At 64.6% G+C, this 17,369-nt stretch carries 15 protein-coding genes and 1 pseudogene; 12 read left to right on the forward strand and 4 right to left on the reverse strand.

Annotated features, from left to right (window positions below):
- The first annotated feature begins 96 nt into the window (after positions 1-96).
- From secB to trpS, 3 genes are read left to right on the forward strand one after another with little or no spacing between them, the layout of a single operon-like run.
- Positions 97-609: a protein-export chaperone SecB gene (secB, locus tag ACRECS_RS17505; RefSeq protein ID WP_431584228.1), complete on the forward strand. Its 513-nt coding sequence runs from the start codon at positions 97-99 to the stop codon at positions 607-609.
- Between the two features lie 24 nt (positions 610-633).
- Positions 634-2,202, forward strand: coding sequence for a murein biosynthesis integral membrane protein MurJ (gene murJ / locus ACRECS_RS17510; RefSeq protein WP_431584229.1), 1,569 nt, complete (start codon positions 634-636; stop codon positions 2,200-2,202).
- Between the two features lie 16 nt (positions 2,203-2,218).
- The gene (gene trpS, locus ACRECS_RS17515; protein ID WP_431584230.1) at positions 2,219-3,223 is read left to right on the forward strand and encodes a tryptophan--tRNA ligase; all 1,005 of its coding nucleotides are present in this window, start codon (positions 2,219-2,221) and stop codon (positions 3,221-3,223) included.
- Between the two features lie 108 nt (positions 3,224-3,331).
- On the opposite strand, the gene dnaA is transcribed toward trpS, so the two are convergent.
- The 3 genes from dnaA to mutM all read right to left on the reverse strand — a co-directional run bounded on the left by dnaA (position 3,332) and on the right by mutM (position 6,366).
- On the reverse strand, positions 3,332-4,711 hold the full coding sequence (gene dnaA / locus ACRECS_RS17520; protein ID WP_431584263.1) for a chromosomal replication initiator protein DnaA: 1,380 nt from the start codon (positions 4,709-4,711) through the stop codon (positions 3,332-3,334).
- Positions 4,712-5,192: 481 nt separating this feature from the next.
- Entirely contained in the window at positions 5,193-5,456 is a 264-nt protein-coding gene (gene rpsT, locus ACRECS_RS17525; protein ID WP_187760003.1) for a 30S ribosomal protein S20, read from the reverse strand.
- Positions 5,457-5,553: 97 nt separating this feature from the next.
- Positions 5,554-6,366, reverse strand: coding sequence for a bifunctional DNA-formamidopyrimidine glycosylase/DNA-(apurinic or apyrimidinic site) lyase (gene mutM, locus ACRECS_RS17530; protein ID WP_431584231.1), 813 nt, complete (start codon positions 6,364-6,366; stop codon positions 5,554-5,556).
- A gap of 168 nt (positions 6,367-6,534) precedes the next feature.
- Between mutM and ACRECS_RS17535 the strand changes: the two genes are divergently transcribed.
- From ACRECS_RS17535 to wecB, 8 genes and pseudogenes are all read left to right on the forward strand, one after another.
- Positions 6,535-7,266, forward strand: a complete 732-nt coding sequence (locus ACRECS_RS17535) for a class I SAM-dependent methyltransferase (RefSeq protein WP_431584232.1) — start codon at positions 6,535-6,537, stop codon at positions 7,264-7,266.
- 6 nt (positions 7,267-7,272) lie between these two features.
- A complete protein-coding gene (gene ubiB / locus ACRECS_RS17540; RefSeq protein WP_431584233.1) occupies positions 7,273-8,808 on the forward strand; it encodes a 2-polyprenylphenol 6-hydroxylase in 1,536 nt (511 codons plus the stop codon).
- A 2-nt stretch (positions 8,809-8,810) separates the two neighbouring features.
- Positions 8,811-9,935, forward strand: a complete 1,125-nt coding sequence (locus ACRECS_RS17545) for a hypothetical protein (RefSeq protein WP_431584234.1) — start codon at positions 8,811-8,813, stop codon at positions 9,933-9,935.
- Between the two features lie 4 nt (positions 9,936-9,939).
- Positions 9,940-11,118: pseudogene (gene coaBC / locus ACRECS_RS17550) on the forward strand (bifunctional phosphopantothenoylcysteine decarboxylase/phosphopantothenate--cysteine ligase CoaBC).
- A gap of 52 nt (positions 11,119-11,170) precedes the next feature.
- The gene (gene dut, locus ACRECS_RS17555; protein ID WP_431584235.1) at positions 11,171-11,617 is read left to right on the forward strand and encodes a dUTP diphosphatase; all 447 of its coding nucleotides are present in this window, start codon (positions 11,171-11,173) and stop codon (positions 11,615-11,617) included.
- On the forward strand, positions 11,614-12,012 hold the full coding sequence (locus ACRECS_RS17560; RefSeq protein WP_431584236.1) for a hypothetical protein: 399 nt from the start codon (positions 11,614-11,616) through the stop codon (positions 12,010-12,012). The genes dut and ACRECS_RS17560 overlap by 4 nt, the downstream gene beginning before the upstream one ends.
- Positions 12,009-12,758 carry a HesA/MoeB/ThiF family protein gene (locus ACRECS_RS17565; RefSeq protein WP_431584237.1) on the forward strand — a complete coding sequence of 250 codons (750 nt, stop codon included), beginning with the start codon at positions 12,009-12,011 and terminating at the stop codon, positions 12,756-12,758. Before ACRECS_RS17560 ends, ACRECS_RS17565 begins: the two co-directional genes overlap by 4 nt.
- 35 nt (positions 12,759-12,793) lie before the next feature.
- Positions 12,794-13,939, forward strand: a complete 1,146-nt coding sequence (gene wecB, locus ACRECS_RS17570; protein ID WP_431584238.1) for a non-hydrolyzing UDP-N-acetylglucosamine 2-epimerase — start codon at positions 12,794-12,796, stop codon at positions 13,937-13,939.
- Between the two features lie 139 nt (positions 13,940-14,078).
- Here the strand turns inward: wecB and ACRECS_RS17575 are convergent, their stop codons facing one another.
- Complete coding sequence (locus ACRECS_RS17575; protein ID WP_431584239.1) at positions 14,079-15,899, reverse strand: acyltransferase family protein; 1,821 nt, start codon at positions 15,897-15,899, stop codon at positions 14,079-14,081.
- A gap of 118 nt (positions 15,900-16,017) precedes the next feature.
- Here ACRECS_RS17575 and wecC point away from each other — a divergent pair, with 118 nt between their 5' ends.
- On the forward strand, positions 16,018-17,328 hold the full coding sequence (gene wecC / locus ACRECS_RS17580; RefSeq protein WP_431584240.1) for a UDP-N-acetyl-D-mannosamine dehydrogenase: 1,311 nt from the start codon (positions 16,018-16,020) through the stop codon (positions 17,326-17,328).
- Positions 17,329-17,369 lie beyond the last annotated feature (41 nt).

A 17,369-nucleotide genomic window follows, 5' to 3' on the forward strand; every position in this document is an offset into this window, starting at 1 on the left:
CGTCGCCCCCTGCTAGTCGCGCCCGACCGGCACGTGACGATAGGGTATCGGACGCGGGGGCCAAATTCTTTGACGATACAAGAGGATCGAGTTTCGATGGACGAACAGGACAACGGCGCGAACGCTGGCGAACCCTATGCCAATGGCGAGGACACCGCCCCCGCGATCGGCCTTATTTCGCAATATGTGAAGGACCTGTCGTTCGAGAATCCGAACGCGCCCGCGGTCTATCAGAATCCGGCCCAGCCGCAGATTGACGTCCAGTTCAACATCGGGTCGGGCCAAGTCGGCGAAGACGTGCACGAAGTCGTGCTGCGCATCGACGTACGCGCCGAGGCCGATGGCCAGGTCGCCTTCATCGCCGAGCTCGCTTATGCCGGTCTCTTCGGCATCCGCAACGTGCCCGTCGAGCATATCCAGCCCTTCCTGCTCGGCGAAGCGCCGCGCCTGATCTTCCCCTTCGCGCGCCGCGTGCTGGCCGATGCGATCCGCGATGGCGGTTTCCCGCCGCTGCTGCTCGAGCCGATCGACTTCGCCGCGCTTTACCAGCAGCAGGCGTTGGCCGAGGGCCAGCCGGCGGTGACCACCGGGGAAACCGGCACGGCCTGATCGGCCGGCACGGGAACGACTGACATGAACCTTACCCGTGCACTCGGATCGGTCGGCGGGCTGACGCTGGCCAGCCGGGTGCTCGGGCTGGTGCGCGATTCGCTGTTCGCGCGCTTCATCGGCGCGAGCTTTGCGTCGGATGCGTTCCTGATCGCGTTCCGCTTGCCCAACATGTTCCGCGCCCTCTTCGCCGAGGGCGCGTTTTCCGCCGCGTTCATCCCGATGTTCAACCGCAAGATGGCGGAGGACGAAGAGGGCAGCCTGGTCAAGGGCGTGTCCTTTGCCGAGGACGCGCTGTCGGTGCTGCTGCCGATCCTGATCGTGATGACGATCGTGATGGAGCTGGCGGCCTATCCGGTCACCTGGGCTCTGTCGGGCGGCTTCAACGGTGTTTCGCCGGCCGAATTCGAGTTCGCGGTCGAATTGTCGCGGATCACTTTCCCCTATCTGCTGCTGATCAGCCTCGTCTCGCTGCTCGGTGGCATCCTCAATTCGCTGCACAAATTCTGGGTCAATGCCGCAGCACCGATCCTGCTCAACGCGACGCTGATCGCGGCGTTGTTGTTCTTTCATGCCAGCGATCCGCTTGGCACCGCGCGTAACCAGGCGATCGCAGTCACCGTCTCCGGGGCACTGCAGCTGATCTGGTTGGTGCTGGCGTGCCGCTCCAGCGGGGTGAAGCTCCGCCTCAGATTGCCGCGCCTCAATCCCGATGTGAAGAAATTGCTCTCGCTGATCTGGCCCGCGGCGGCCGGCGCAGGCGCGGTGCAGATCAACCTCGTCATCTCGACCGCGCTCGCTGCCAGCCTGCTACCTGAAGGGTCGGTCTCGTACATCTATTACGCCGACCGGCTGAACCAGCTGCCGCTCGGTCTGATCGGCATCGGGCTCGGCACCGTGCTGCTCCCGACCATCTCGCGCCAGCTCGGCAAGGGCCTCGAGACCGAAGCGATGGAGACGCAGAATCGCGGCATGGAACTCGCGCTGTTCTTTACCCTGCCCGCCACCATCGCCTTGATCGTGTGCGGCGTGCCGATCATTTCGGCGCTGTTCCAGCACGGCAAGTTCACCAGCGCCGACACGCTGGCAACCGCCGGCGCGCTTGCCGCCTTCTCGGTCGGTCTGCCGGCCTATATCCTGGTCAAGGTGCTGACGCCCGGTTTCTACGCCCGCTCCGACACCAAGACGCCGGTACGCTTCGCGACCATCTCGATCGCGATCAACCTGATCCTCAACCTCGCCTTCATCGTGCCGCTCAAGCATCTCGGGCCGCCGCTTGCCACCGCGCTGGCGAGCTGCGTCAATGTCGTCCTGCTCTATCTGACGCTGAAGAAGCGCGGGCATTTCGTCGCCGACCTGCGGCTGCGCCACCGCGCGGCCCGGCTGCTCGGCGCGGCTTTGGTCATGGGCGTGGCGATGTATTTCCTCGACGATCTGTTCACGCCCTACACCACGGGCGCGAGCCTGACGCGCTGGATCGCCATGTTCATACTGGTCGGCACCGGCGGGCTGGTCTACGCGATCGCCTGCTTCGTGTTGCGCGCCTATCGCCCTGCCGATCTGCGCGCATTGCTGCGTCGCACCCCTGTTTGATGTGAAAGAAGTTCCAATGCGCGTCGTCTCCGGCATCCAGCCAACCGGCAATCTCCACCTCGGCAATTATCTCGGCGCGATCAAGCAATGGGTGGCGATGCAGGACGCGATGGGCCCGGGCGAGGATTGCCTGTTCTTCCTCGCCGATCTCCACGCGCTGACCGTCGCGATCGACCCGAAGGAGCTCAACTCGAACACGATCGAGATGGCTGCGACCCTGCTTGCCGCCGGCATCGATCCTGACCGCGCGATCCTGTTCAATCAGGCGCGCGTGCGCGAGCATAGCGAACTCGCCTGGATCCTGGGCGGCACCGCGCGCACCGGCTGGTTGAACCGCATGACGCAGTGGAAGGACAAGGCGGGCAAGAATCGCGAGGGCGCGAGCGTCGGCCTTTACACCTATCCGGTGCTGCAGGCGGCCGATGTGCTGCTGTACAAGGCGACGCATGTGCCGGTCGGCGACGATCAGAAACAGCATCTTGAGCTCGCACGCGATATCGCGACCAAGTTCAACCAGGATTTCGGCGTCGAGCTGTTTCCGCTGCCCGATCCTCTGATCTCAGCAGAGGCACCGCGCATCATGTCGCTGCGCGACGGATCGGCGAAGATGTCCAAGTCGGATCCGTCGGACGGATCGCGCATCAACCTGATCGATAGCGACGATACGATCGTCCAGAAGCTGAAAAAGGCCAAGTCGGACGGTGATCTGCTGCCCGACAGCTTTGCCGGCCTGGCCGACCGGCCCGAGGCGAAGAATCTGGTGACGATCTATGCGGTGCTCTCGGGTGCTGCGCCGGACGCGGTGATGACCGAATTTGCGGGCAAGGGTTTCGGCGCCTTCAAGCCGGCGCTCGCCGATCTTGCGGTGGCCACGCTTGGCCCGATCCGCGATCGGCTGAATCGGCTGCTGGAGGATCGCTCCGCCGTGACCGAGGCGCTCAGCAAGGGTGCAGCCCGGGCGACTGCGCTGGCGGCGCCGACCTTGGCAGAGGCGCAGCGCGCGGTTGGGTTGAACATTTAGCGCAGAGCATCGAGCACTATCAGACACTGCCTGGCGACTGAACCGGGTCGGGAAATCGAGCAGCGCGAGCCGCTCGAAACACCCGCACGACCGGGCTTCTAAAGGGCTTTAACCCTCCAGTTCCCGGAGCAGCATCCGCACCGCGCCGTCGATCTCACGATCGGTGTCGCGCAGCGCCTCGATCCGGCGCACCGCATGGATCACGGTCGAATGGTCGCGGCCGCCAAATTTACGGCCAATCTCCGGCAGCGAGCGGGTGGTGAGCCGCTTGGCCAGATACATGGCGATCTGGCGCGGGCGCGCAACGATGACCGCACGGCGCGCCGAGACCAGGTCGACCGGCTTCAGTTCGAAATGCGCCGATACCGCCTTCTGGATCTCGTCGATCGTCACGCGGCGTTCCGCACCGCGCAGCACATCACCAAGCGTTGCGACCGCGAAGTCGAGATCGATCGTCTCACCGGTCAGTTGCGCATAGGCGACGAGCCGGTTGAGTGACCCTTCCAGGTCGCGGATATTGGCGGTGATCCGCGTCGCGAGCAGATCGAGCACTTCGGCCGGTACTTTCGCATCGGGCAGATCGGCAAGCTTGCGGTCGAGCACCGCGCGGCGCAGCGCCAGATCGGGCGCCTTGATGTCGGCGACCAGGCCAACCGACAGGCGCGAGGTGATGCGCGTCTCGACCCCGTCGAGCCCCTGCGGGCAGCGATCGGCGCTGATCACCAGGCGGTGCCCCGCCCCCATCACCTCGTTGATCGTGTGGAAGAATTCTTCCTGCGTCGCATCCTTGCCGGCGATGAACTGCAAATCGTCGATCATCAGCATGTCAGCGGCGCGCAGCCGCGTCTTGAACGCGTGGGTATCCTTGGCCCGCATGGCCGAGACGAATTCGAACATGAAGCGTTCGGCCGACATCAGGATGACCGATGCCTCGGGACATGCCTCGAGAAAGGCATGGCCGATCGCGTGCATCAAATGGGTCTTGCCCTGGCCCGTGCCGCTATGAAGGAACAAGGGGCTGAACCGCGGCGTGCCGGGCTCGGCTAGCGCTCTGGCGGCATTGAATGCCACCATGTTCGACGAATCGACCACGAACCGGTCGAAGGTGAAGCGCGAATCGAGTGCAGGACGCGCCGACGTCGCGACCGGCTTGGCGGCCGGCGCGCTCGACGTCTCGACCGTCAACACGGCGGGCACCACCGACGCGGCGCGAGTCTCGATCGATACTTTGCGCACCTCGGGCAGCAGCGCGCGGAATTCGGCGACCAGGCGGTCGGCGTAATGGTTGCGGACCCAATTGGTCATGAAGGCGGATGGCAGCGCGAGGCGAATCGTATCGCTCTCGCCGCTGTCGATCAGTTCGATCGGCTTCAGCCACTGGTCGAACAGACGCACCCCTGCCGATTCGCGCAAATGACCACGCACGGTTGCCCACGCCTTTGCACTGTCATTCTGATGTCCGGGCCGATTGGCTGACCCGTTATCCATCCCCGTCACGCATTAACCCCTTCGCGCGATGCCGGATTTTTGCCCCTGCATCACTTGATTTCGACCGGCAAAAACCTCCCGCAGCCGGAATCGAGGTCCGCCGACAGCAAAGCTTTCGCATTAGCGCGCACGACTGACAGCGTCGCGGCGAGGGATTGATTATGAAGATCGCAGCGAGTCGATCAAGGCCTGAACCTGTCAGAAAATTGAAATAATCCGGTTGACTCGGCTTCAGCCACGGATTCCCGTCAGAAATCTTACAAGTCTCTGTATTTACATAACTAATTTGGAAGCAGGCCGAATCGGGTCGGTGCGAATCGCGGTGAATCCTGCCTTTTCTATTTATGTTCCGTCAGCCGATTTCCGGGTGCATCGCAGCATGTTTTGGAGCCTCGGACGGACGCGATAGAATAGCTACGCGGACGACAAAAAGCCCGCCGGGACAGGTCCCGGCGGGCGTTTATCGCGAAGCCATAAAGGCTTAGCCGAGTGCGGTGACGGCCTTGGTCAGGCGCGCGAACTTCCGCGAGGCAGTGTTCTTGTGGAACACGCCCTTGGCAACGCCACGCGCCAGTTCCGGCTGTGCCGCCGCGAGTGCAGTGGTCGCAGCACCCTTGTCGCCCGCCGCGATCGCCGATTCGACCTTCTTGATGAAGGTACGGATGCGGCCAACCCGGTTGCCGTTTACTTCCGCGCGACGATCGTTGCGACGGATACGCTTTTTCGCCTGTGGCGTGTTCGCCATGAAGCCCTCTGATCTAAAATAGAAAAGGGCGCGGGCGGCAAAGCCCACGGCCCCGGAAAGCGCGGTCCTTACGCAAGACCGCCTCATTGGTCAACCGTCAGCGCTGGCATTTCGGACACCAAAAGGTTGAACGCCCGCCCTCGCTATAGCGCTGGACGGTGCCGCCACAGGCACAAGGCTCCCCTTCACGACCATAGACCGCGAATTGCTTGGAGAAATAACCGAGCTCGCCATCGGGCCGGACATAGTCGCGCAGACTCGAGCCCCCAGCCTCAATCGCGGCACGCAAAACCTCACGAATCGCCTCAACCAGCCGTTCGAGTCGCGGCAGCGAAATTCGGCCGGCAGCGCGCTTGGGTGAGATCCCCGCCAGGTACAGCGCCTCGCAGACATAGATATTGCCCAGCCCGGCCACGATGCGCTGGTCGAGCAGCATCAGCTTGATCGACGCCTTACGCCCGGTAAGCGCGGTCAGCAGGTGATCGGCGGTGAGGCCCGGCCCGAGCGGCTCCGGCCCCATCGCTGCGAACGCCGGGTAAAGATCGAGCGCGTCGGTCCGCACCAGATCGACAAATCCGAATCGGCGGGCATCGTTAAGCGCGAGTCGTCGCCCCGCCTCGGTGTCGATCAGCAAATGGTCATGCGCCAGCAATTCGCCCGGATCGACTCGCCAGCGCCCCGACATGCCGAGATGGAAGATCATCGTATCGCCGCGATCCGTGTCGATCAGACCGTATTTCGCGCGGCGGCCAAGGCCGGTCACGACCGCGCCGGTCATTCGCTGGCGCAGATCGACGGGAAAGGCATGGCGCAGGTCGCCGCGCCGAGTCTCGACGTTCGACAGGCGCTGGCCCTCGAGGACGGGACGCAGGCCTTGTACAGTGGTTTCGACTTCTGGAAGTTCAGGCATCGCTGGTCACTTTGCGGTCGTTCGCCCTGAGCCTGTCGAAGGGCGCGTGCTGCACATCGTCCGGAGATCGGGGCACGCGGGCTTCGACAGGCTCAGCCCGAACGGGATGATTGATCGTATGTGGAGCTAGGTTGCGTTTGCCCCTGCCACAAGCCTAGAGCGACGCCCATGACCGACACCGTCTCCTTCGGCTATGAAGACATTGCCGCTTCCGAAAAGACCACCCGCGTTGGCGGCGTGTTCACCAGCGTCGCCTCCAAATATGATTTGATGAACGATGCGATGTCGGGCGGCATGCACCGATTGTGGAAGGATCGCTTCGTGCGCCGGGTGAAACCGCGCGAGGACGAGCAGATTCTCGACATGGCGGGCGGCACCGGCGACATCGCCTTTCGCCTTGCGACCAGCGGTGCGGCTGTCACGGTCGCCGATATCAATCCCGCGATGCTTGAGGTCGGCATGGAACGCGCCGCCAGGCGCGGCATCGATGGACTGGTGTGGACCGAGGCCAATGCCGAGGTGCTGACTTTTCCCGACCGCTTCTTCGACGCCTATACGATCGCCTTCGGCATCCGCAACGTGACCGATATTCCCAAGGCGCTGCGCGAGGCACACCGCGTGTTGCGCCGCGGCGGCCGCTTCTATTGCCTCGAGTTCTCGACCACGCTGTGGCCCGGTTTCGGCGAAATCTATGACGCCTATTCGCACAAGATCGTGCCCAAGGTCGGCAAGCTGCTCGCCCAGGACGAAGATAGTTATCGCTACCTTATCGAATCGATCCGCCGCTTCCCCGACATGGAAAAATTCAAGGGCATGATCGCCGAAGCGGGCTTCGTGCAGACCAGGGTCGAGCCGATGCTTGGCGGGTTGGTCGCGATCCATAGCGGCTGGAAGATCTAGCCGCTTGTGACCGCCCCTGCTGTCCATCTCTGGCGCCTCCTCAAATGGGGCCGCATCCTGGCACGTCACGGCGCGCTGCGCGGCATCGAGCGCGACCCCAACACGCCGGCACCGGTGCGCCGCCTGGCGCGCATCGCCCGGTTCGGGGCGCGCGTGCCCAAGGTACCGGCCTATGCCGATGCCTTGCAGGCGATCGGCCCCGCAGCGATCAAGCTTGGCCAGACGCTTGCGACCCGGCCCGATATCGTCGGGGACGTCGCGGCGCACGACCTGCTCCGCCTGCAGGATGCACTGCCGCCGGTCCCGTACGAGACGATCCATGCGGCGATGACTCGCGCGTTCGGCCGCGACCCGGCCGAACTGTTCCAATCGATCGATCCCGTCCCGGTCGGCGCCGCATCGATCGCCCAGGTCCACCGCGCGGTCACCACCGATGGCCGGCAGGTCGCGGTCAAGGTGCTGCGTCCCGGCGTCGAGGAAGAGTTCGCGCGCGCGATCGACACCTATCAATGGGCTGCAGCGCAAATCGAAGCGATGGGCGGCGAATTGTCGCGATTGCGCCCGCGCCTGGTGATCGAGACGTTCAAGCGCTGGACGCTGCGCGAGCTCGATCTGCGGCGCGAAGCGGCTTCGGCGTCCGAACTGGCCGAGGCGATGACTGCCGAGCCGGACTTCTTCATTCCCGCGATCGATTGGCAGCGTACCACCACCAAAGTGCTCACTATCGCCTGGATTGACGGCATCAAGCTGTCCAACCGCGATGCGCTGATCGCTGCCGGCCATGATCGCAAGAAGCTCGCCGATACGCTTGTGCACGCGTTTCTGCGCCAGGCGATCGCGGAGGGTTTTTTCCATGCCGACATGCATCAGGGAAACCTGTTCGCACTGCCCGACGGCAAGATCGCGGCGATCGATTTCGGCATTATGGGCCGGATCGACCGGCGTGCGCGGGTGTGGCTCGCGGAGATTCTCTACGGCCTGATCACCGGCAATTACAAACGCGTGGCGGAGATCCACTTCGAGGCGGGCTATGTGCCCGCGCATCACAATGTTGCCGAGTTCGCCACGGCGCTCCGCGCGGTCGGCGAGCCGATGCGCGGATTGGCGGTCAAGGACATGTCGATCGGCATGATGCTCGACGGACTGTTCAACATCACGCGCGATTTCGACATGCAGACCCAGCCGCATCTGCTGCTGCTGCAAAAGACCATGGTGATGGTCGAAGGTGTGGCGACCAGCCTCGATCCCGATATCAATTTATGGGACTCGGCGGCGCCGTTCGTGCGCGAATGGATCCGGACCGAGCTTGGCCCTGAAGCAGCGGTTGCCGACCGCATCATCACTGACCTGCGCACGCTCGCGCGGCTGCCCGACCTGATCCGCAATATCGAGCTGCGCTATCCGGGGCCGGGCGGTGCGCCGCCGACGCCGCCGCTGCGCGAGATCGAAGTGGTGAAGATCGGTGGCGGCTGGCGCTATGTCGCGGTCGCGATCCTCAGCGCGGCGGTGAGCGCGGCAGCGGTGTGGGTGATCGTCGGCTAGCGATGGCGCGCCCGCTCGCCCCGCTCTGGCTCACCGCGCCAAGCCGCTTCGCAGGGACCAAGCCGGCCCTGGCGCGGGTTGGCCTTGCGCTGCTCGCGCTGCTTCTGGCCGCAACGCTGACCGCCCTCGCCTCGCCCGGGCCGCCACCAGTGAGCCACGATCCCGCCCAGCGCGCCGACGACCAGGCCGATGTCGTGCTGTACGAATCGATCGTTTCCGGCGTCCGGGCAGGCGGCAATTATTACACCGTTACCGCCGATGCGCTGCGCGCAGGCAATTATCCGCTGAAGCCGTTCGTCACCTTCCGGCTGCCGACACTGGCGATGGTGCAGGCGGCACTGCCGAGCGAAGTGACCGTCCTGCTGCTCTATATTCTCGCTGCCGCGATGATGCTCGCCTGGTTCATTCGCTTGCGCCCGGCCTTCGTTCGCGCGCCACCCTTGTTCATCGCGCTGGTCCTGCTGGCCGCCGGCATGGTGGTGTTCGTCCAGCCCGAACTGGCCCATTTCCACGAAGTCTGGGCCGGCCTGCTGGTCGCGCTGTCACTTGCCCTGCGTAAGCCGGGCCGCTGGATCGAGGCGGCCGCATTCGGGCTTATCGCGATGCTGATCCGCGAAACCGCCGCGCTCTACGTCGCGATCATGGCCATTCTCGCCTTTGCCGAGGGACATCGCCGCGAGGCGCTGGGCTGGTGCTTGCCGGTCGTCGTCCTCGCTATCGTCGTCGCGCTTCACGCCCATGCCGTCGGGCAGGTCGTCCGCCCGCTCGACCCGGCATCGCCGGGCTGGGCCGGCATGCTCGGCTTCGGTTTTTTCGTGAAGACGATCACGCTCTCGACCGCACTCAACCTGGCGCCCGCCTGGCTCGCCGCGCTGCTCGTCGGCCTGACCCTGTTCGGCTGGGCGGCGTGGAACGATGCGCTGGCGCTGCGCGCGCTCGCCATCTTCTGCACCTATGCCGCGCTGCTTGGCCTGTTCGGACGGGTCGATACCTTCTATTGGGGGCTGATGATCGCGCCCACGATCCTAGTCGGCCTCGCCTTTGTGCCGGATGGCCTGCGCGATCTGATCAGCGCGGCGATCGACCGGCGCAAGATTACCGTAACCCGGCTGACCAGAGGGAGCTGAGGCGATGAAAATCCTCCTGATCGTCGGCGGAGGCATCGCAGCCTATAAGGCGTGCGAATTGATCCGCTTGTGCCGCAAGGCCGGAATCGAGGTGAAATGCGTGCTGACCGCAAGCGGACAGCATTTCATCACGCCGATGACACTGGCCGCGCTGTCGGAGAACCAAGTATATACGACTTTGTGGGACCTGAAGGACGAGGCGGAGATGGGCCATATCCAGCTCAGCCGCGAAGCCGATCTAGTCGTCATTGCCCCCGCGACCGCGGACCTGATGGCGAAGATGGCAGCCGGCATCGCCGACGATCTGGCGACCACCTTGCTGCTCGCGACCGACAAGCCGGTACTCGCCGCGCCGGCGATGAATGTCCGGATGTGGGGCCATGCGGCAACGCGTCGCAACGTCGCGACCTTGCGCGGCGATGGTGTTACGGTGCTCGAGCCCGACGAGGGTCCGATGGCGTGCGGCGAATATGGCCCCGGCCGCTTGCCCGAGCCGGAGGCGATCCTTGCTGCGATTCAGCATCACCTCGCCGCCTGAATGCTGACCGGCAAGCATATCCTCGTTACCGCCGGGCCGACCCATGAGCCGATCGACCCGGTCCGCTACCTGGCCAATCGCTCGTCGGGACGTCAGGGGTTCGCGATCGCCGATGCACTGGCGAAACTTGGTGCGCGAGTCACGCTGATCGCCGGGCCAGTGACGCTCGAAACGCCTGCGGGGGTCGACCGGATCGATGTCGAGACAGCTTTGCAGATGGCAGCGGCGGTGGCGCACGCGCTTCCCGCCGATGCCGCGGTGATGGTCGCCGCGGTCGCCGACTGGCGGGTCGAGAGCGCGGGCCAGAAGATCAAGAAGCACGGCGCGCCGCCGGTCCTGCAGCTGGTCGAAAATCCGGATATCCTGGCGGGTCTCGCACAGAGCCCGCTGCGGCCCGGCCTGTTGATCGGTTTCGCCGCCGAAACCGAGAAGGTGATCGAGCATGCCACCGCCAAACGCCTGCGCAAGGGTGCGGACTGGATCGTCGCCAACGACGTCTCGGGCGATGTGATGGGCGGGGCGGCGAACACCGTGCATCTCGTTACCGATGCCGGGGTCGAAAGCTGGGAAAAGCTGCCCAAAGGGGATGTCGCCGCCCGGCTGGCGGCCCGGATTGCGGAAGCGTTGAACTCGAAAAACGCCTGATCAGATAACAGTGCCCCTTCGACAAGTCTCCTTCGGACGCTATGGGACGCCCATGACACTGCCGATCACCATCGCCCTGAAGCGCCTCCCGCACGGCGCAGACCTTCCCCTTCCCGCCTATGCGACGCACGGCGCGGCGGGGATGGACGTCGTTTCCGCCGAAGACACCACCCTCGCCCCGGGCGGTCGGGCTGCCGTTGCGACCGGCTTTGCCATCGCCATTCCCGAGGGTTTTGAGGTGCAGGTCCGGCCGCGCTCGGGTCTCGCGCTCAAGTACGGCGTCACCTGCCTCAACACGCCCGGCACGATCGACAGCGATTATCGCGGCGAGGTGAAAATCATCCTCGCCAATCTCGGCACCGAGCCGTTCGTCATTGCCCGCGGCGACCGGATCGCCCAACTCGTTCCGGCCCCGGTCCAACGCGCCCTACTGGACGAAGTCGAGAACCTCGACGATACTGTACGCGGTACCGGAGGGTTTGGGTCGACAGGACGATGACGGTTTCGCTGATCATGGCGCTTGCAGTGCAGGCGTCCGCCGTCGCGCCCGATGTTGGTCCGCCGCGCGACTGGTCGGCGCTTGCCCCGCTGCCCTTCACCGTCCAGCCCGACTATCCCGCCAGCCTGAGCAACTTTGTCGAGGAGGAGGTCAAGGCCGGGCATTGCGTGCCGCCCAAGCGCGTCGATGGATTGAGTCAGATCGACATTTCGCTCGCTGTGCTGATCCTACCCGGCGGCAGCGTGAAGCGCATTGTCCCGCAAGCGATCGATTGCCCGACGGTCGAGCAATATAGCGCGGGGCTGATCCTCAAAATGTCGCGCGACAATATCAAGGCGTCGCCGGCGGCCGATACCTGGTATCGGACCAGCATGACCTTTACCTGGGGCAAATGACCCTTTCCGACGCGGAACTCGACCGTTACGCCCGCCATATCGTCCTGAAGGAAGTCGGCGGCGCTGGCCAGACCAAGCTGCGCCGGGCCAGTGTCGCGGTGATCGGTGCCGGCGGCATCGGATCGCCCGCGATCCAGTATCTTGCAGCCGCTGGGATCGGCCGGCTGATCGTGATCGACGATGATGCGGTCGACCTGTCCAACCTGCAACGCCAGACCCTTTTCGGTACCGACGATATCGGTCAGCCCAAGGTTGCCGCCACGGCGATCGCGGTGTCGCGGCTCAACCCGAATGTAAGCGTCGAGACGCACAGCGTGCGGATCGATCGAAGCAATGCCGCCGACTTGCTGGCCGGCGCGGACGTCGTGCTCGACGGCTGCGACAATTTCGCGACCCGGCTCGCCGTGGCCGACGCCGCGCTCGCTGCCCGCGTTCCGCTCGTTTCGGCGGCGGTCGGCGAGTTCGAGGGCCAGCTCGGCGTGTTTCGCGGTTGGGAGGCCGACAAGCCCTGTTACCGCTGCTTTGTCGGCAGCGATCCGGACCGAGCCGAGGTGAGTTGCGCCGAACAGGGCGTGCTCGGCGCGATGACCGGGGTGATGGGCAGCCTGGCGGCGCTTGAAGTCGTCCGCGCGATCGTCGGCTTCGGTGACGACAGCGCCGGGCGGATGCTGCTTGCCGATGCACTCGCCTTCCGCTTCCGCACGATCACCCTGCCCAAGGATCCGGGCTGCGCCGGCTGCGGTTAGCGCGGCCTTAAGGCTATCCGACCTATGCGGGCGACATGACCACGCCTGCTTCTCGCAAAGTTCTGCTCGTCTTCGGTACGCGTCCGGAGGCGATCAAGCTGTTCCCCGTCATTGCCGCACTCCAGGCCATCCCCGAGCTGGAAGTCCGGACCTGCGTCACCGCGCAGCATCGCGGGCTGCTCGACCAGGTGCTGTCGATCGCCGGCATCACGCCCGATATCGACCTCGACATCATGGAACCGGGCCAGTCGCTCGGCCGCCTCACCGCCCGCCTGCTGACCAGCCTCGGCGAGGTGATGGACACCGAAAAGCCCGACCGGGTGATCGTGCAGGGCGATACCGCGACCGCCATGGTCGGCGCGCTCACCGCATATTATCGCAAGATCCCGGTGAGCCATGTCGAGGCGGGCCTGCGCTCGGGCAATATCTACCAGCCTTGGCCGGAGGAAGTGAATCGCCGCATCGTCGCGCCGATCGCCGACCAGCATTTCGCCCCGACCGAAACCGCCGCGGAGGCGCTGCGCCGCGAGAATATCGACCCCGCCGGCATCCATGTCACCGGCAACACCGTGATCGACGCGCTGTACGCGACCCAGGCTAAGCTCGCCGCCGATCCGTCGCTGGCATTGGGGCTGGATGAGATCGCAGCGCGCTTCGCCGGCAAGCGAATCGTCCTGGTCACCACGCACCGGCGCGAGAATTTCGGCGACGGCATGGCCAATATCGCGCGTGCGATCGGGCGAATTGCCGACCGTGACGATACCGCGATCCTCTTTCCTGTGCATCCCAATCCCAATGTCGTGTCAGTGATGGACGACATGCTCGGAGCGCGTGCCAATGTCGCGCGGATCGACCCGCTGGACTATCCGCACTTCGTCCGCGCGCTTGGCTTGTGCGAGATCGCGCTGACCGATTCGGGCGGCGTGCAGGAAGAGGCGCCGGCACTGGGCAAGCCGGTGCTGGTGATGCGCGAGACGACCGAGCGGCCGGAAGGCGTTGCCGCGGGAACGGCAAAGCTGATCGGCACCGATGCCGATCGCATCCTATTGGAGATATCGACCCTGCTGGACGACAAGGGCGCCTATTCGGCCATGGCTCGCGCTCACAATCCGTTCGGCGATGGCCATGCCAGCGAGCGGATCGCCGGGGTCGTCGCCAAAAGCCTGGGCGTCGACAGCTAGAGCCCGGAAGGGCAAGCGGGGAGATATGGGACACCGGTCGTGTCATATCTCCCGCCGCAACCCTGGCTATGGAATTCAAATAAATACTTATATCTCAGCTGCTTATCTTGAACCATTGCCCACTGGCGCCATGCCACGCTCATTGCGCCAGAGCGTTGGCGATCGCTTCGTCGAGCAGCGGATGAGCCATCGCAGTGCCGCTGTCGGAGAGGTGGTGCGGATCGGCGAAGCTCAGCCGTCCGTCGGCGGCGAGAATGCGTAGCGCACCGTCGGCATCGACGAACAACCCAGCGACATCGACGACATGCACCTTGTCGCTCGCGACCTCGCGCAGCATGGCCATGCTCGCCGCTCGCGCAGCCCGGCTTGCGGCAGGTTCGAAGAAAGGCGGCCTGGCGCCACCGCGCAGCCCCTCGCGACTGACGGTTTCCGGCACGATCGGCGGTTCGGCGACGAGCAGGACCTGCTCCGCATTGGCGGCGATTTCGACCAGCGCCTTTTTCAGCGCCGCCGGATCGCCGTGCAGCTTTGCACCCCAGGCATGGACGAGGATCACCAGATCGGGCTTCTTTTCAGCGATCAGCGCGGCGACGACGGGCCATGAGGTGCCATCCTCATCAGGCAGCTGATTACGGCCGGCGGTACCAAGGGCATGAAGCGTGAAACCGCGTGCCCGGGCGATCGCGGCGATCTCGGTACCGTACATCGCCGCCTGGCTGTCGCCCGACAGGATCACGACGCCTGCCTTGCCGCCATGTACCGTGGTGCCGCCACTGGCAATCGTGCCCGGTCGCACGTCGAAATAGAGTGCTGACCGCAGCCACAGGCCGCCTCCCGCAATCAATGCGACGAGTATCCCGGTAGCAATGAATATCCGCACCCTGCGTGACCGAACATTGAGGTAGGTCCGTGCGGGGCGCTCGACCAGGCCATAGCTGAGGAGCGTCAGCACCAGTGTCAGCGCGATTTTCAACGCCATGCGCATGGGCTCGCTCGCCGCATAGACGCGATAATCGATCAGCGAGAATACCGGCCAATGCCACAGGTAAAGCGAATAGGATCGCTTGCCGATCGCAACCATCATCGGATGCGCCAGCAGCCTGAGCGGCGCGGGGCGGACATCGCCGATCGGCGCGATCAGCAATGCAGTACCGATCACCGGAAATGCCGCGACCCAGCCTGGAAAGGACTCGGATTCCTGCAGCAGCACGATCGACCCGACAATCAGGGCGAGGCCGCCCCACACCGATCCATGTGCGAGCGGGCGCGATAATCGTCCCCCACCCGAGCGGAAGAGCGCGAGGCCCGATCCGACCAGCAACTCCCATGCGCGTGTCGGCAGCGAGTAAAAGGCCAGAGGCTGATGGATCGGCGTCAGCCAGACGCACAATGCGAAGCTGGCCAGCGCGGCGGCGCACGTGATCGCCAGCGGCCACCGCGTGAAGCGGGTCGCGACATAGAGATAGAGCGGGAAGACGATGTAGAATTGCTCCTCCACCGCAAGCGACCAATAGTGCAGCAGCGGCTGGGCATCGGGGGACAGAATGAAATAGCTGCCCTGCGACACAAGCTTCATGTTGATGAGCGAAGCAGCGGCCGCGGCGCTGTTGATCCCCAGCGAGGCCATGTCCTGGGCCGAATAGATCAGGCTTGCCGCCGCGAGCGTGGCAAGAATGACAAGGATCAGCGCCGGAAAAATCCGCGAGATGCGGCGCTGATAAAAACGCCCGACCGAGAATGCGCTCTTCGCAATGTCATCGAGCAGGATCGAACTGATCAGAAACCCGGAAATGACGAAAAAGATATCGACTCCGACAAATCCACCGGGGAGGAGGCCGCGCTTAAGGTGAAACAACAGCACCGACAGCACGGCGATCGTGCGCAGGCCGTCGATCTCCGGCCAATAGGCCCACCGGGCCTGCCCTGCGCCAGTCCTGTTCAGCGCCCCGCTCGCCTGCACTTTGCCCCCCGCACCCTGCCCGCACTTGGCGGCAGCCGGATAGGGCGAGACGGCGTTCTTTGCGAATTATTTATCATCCTGGCCCAAACCCTGCGCGAGGGACACGCAGGGACGCTCGATGATTTCGGATACTCAGTTAAGGGTCGTCGTGGTTGGCCTCGGCTATATCGGGCTTCCCACCGCTGCGGTGATCGCGCGGACCGGCGCGCAGGTGCTTGGCGTCGACGTGACCCAGTCGATCGTCGATACGGTCAATTCGGGCAAAGTGCATATCGAGGAAGTCGATCTCGACGGACTCGTCTCGGGCGTGGTCGCGCGCGGGTCACTGCGCGCGTCGATGCAAATCGAACCGGCCGATGTGTTCGTCATCGCCGTGCCCACCCCCTTTGCCGAGGATCACGCGCCGAATATCGGTTATGTCCTGCAGGCAGCAACGACTGTCGCAACGGTGTTGAAGCCCGGCGACGTCGTGATCCTGGAATCGACGTCGCCGGTGGGCACGACCGAGAAGGTGCGCGACCTGCTTGCGCAGCTTCGGCCCGATCTCAAGGTTCCCGGCAAGACCAACGGCGCCACTGGTGAAGGGCCGGATATCGCCATCGCCTATTGCCCCGAACGCGTGCTGCCGGGCCGCATCCTGGTCGAGCTGATCGACAATGACCGCGTGATCGGCGGCATCACCCCGCGGTGCGCACGCAAGGCGCTCGCCTTTTACCGGCGCTTCGTGCGTGGCGGTTGCGTCACCACGACGAGCCGCGCGGCGGAGATGACCAAGCTGACGGAGAATGCGTTCCGCGATGTCAACATCGCCTTCGCCAATGAACTCAGCCGCGTCGCCGATACGATGGAGGTCGATGTGTGGGAGGTGATCCGCCTCGCCAACCGCCATCCCCGCGTCAACATCCTCTCGCCCGGCCCCGGCGTCGGCGGGCATTGCATTGCGGTCGACCCCTGGTTCCTGGTCCATGCCGACCGCGCCAACACGCCGCTGATCCGCACCGCGCGCGAAGTGAACGACGCCAAAGTCGATTATGCGATCGATCGCGCCGCGGCGATGATCGAGGCCAATCCCGGCACCCCGGTCGCGTGCCTCGGCCTCGCCTTCAAGGCCAATATCGACGATTTCCGCGAGAGCCCGGCACTGAAAGTCGCAAGCGAGCTCGCCCGGCGCTTCGGCGACCGCGTGCATGTGGTCGAGCCCTATGCCAATGCCCTGCCCGATGCGTTCGACGGATCGGGCGCGACACTGACCGATATCGATGCGGCGATCGAGCATTGCGGGATCATGATCGTGCTGGTCGATCACGACATCTTCAAATCGGTCCCGCTCGACGAACGTGCGGACAAGATCGTCTACGACACGCGCGGTATCTGGCCCGATCAGCCACAGCCTAAACCGCGCGCGGAGCCGCTTCGTCTAGCCAGTTAACCAAAGAGCTTCTCCGGACCGGACAAACGGTATCGATCTGT

It is taken from the genome of Sphingomonas sp. (genome assembly GCF_050725575.1).
GTDB lineage: Bacteria > Pseudomonadota > Alphaproteobacteria > Sphingomonadales > Sphingomonadaceae > Sphingomonas.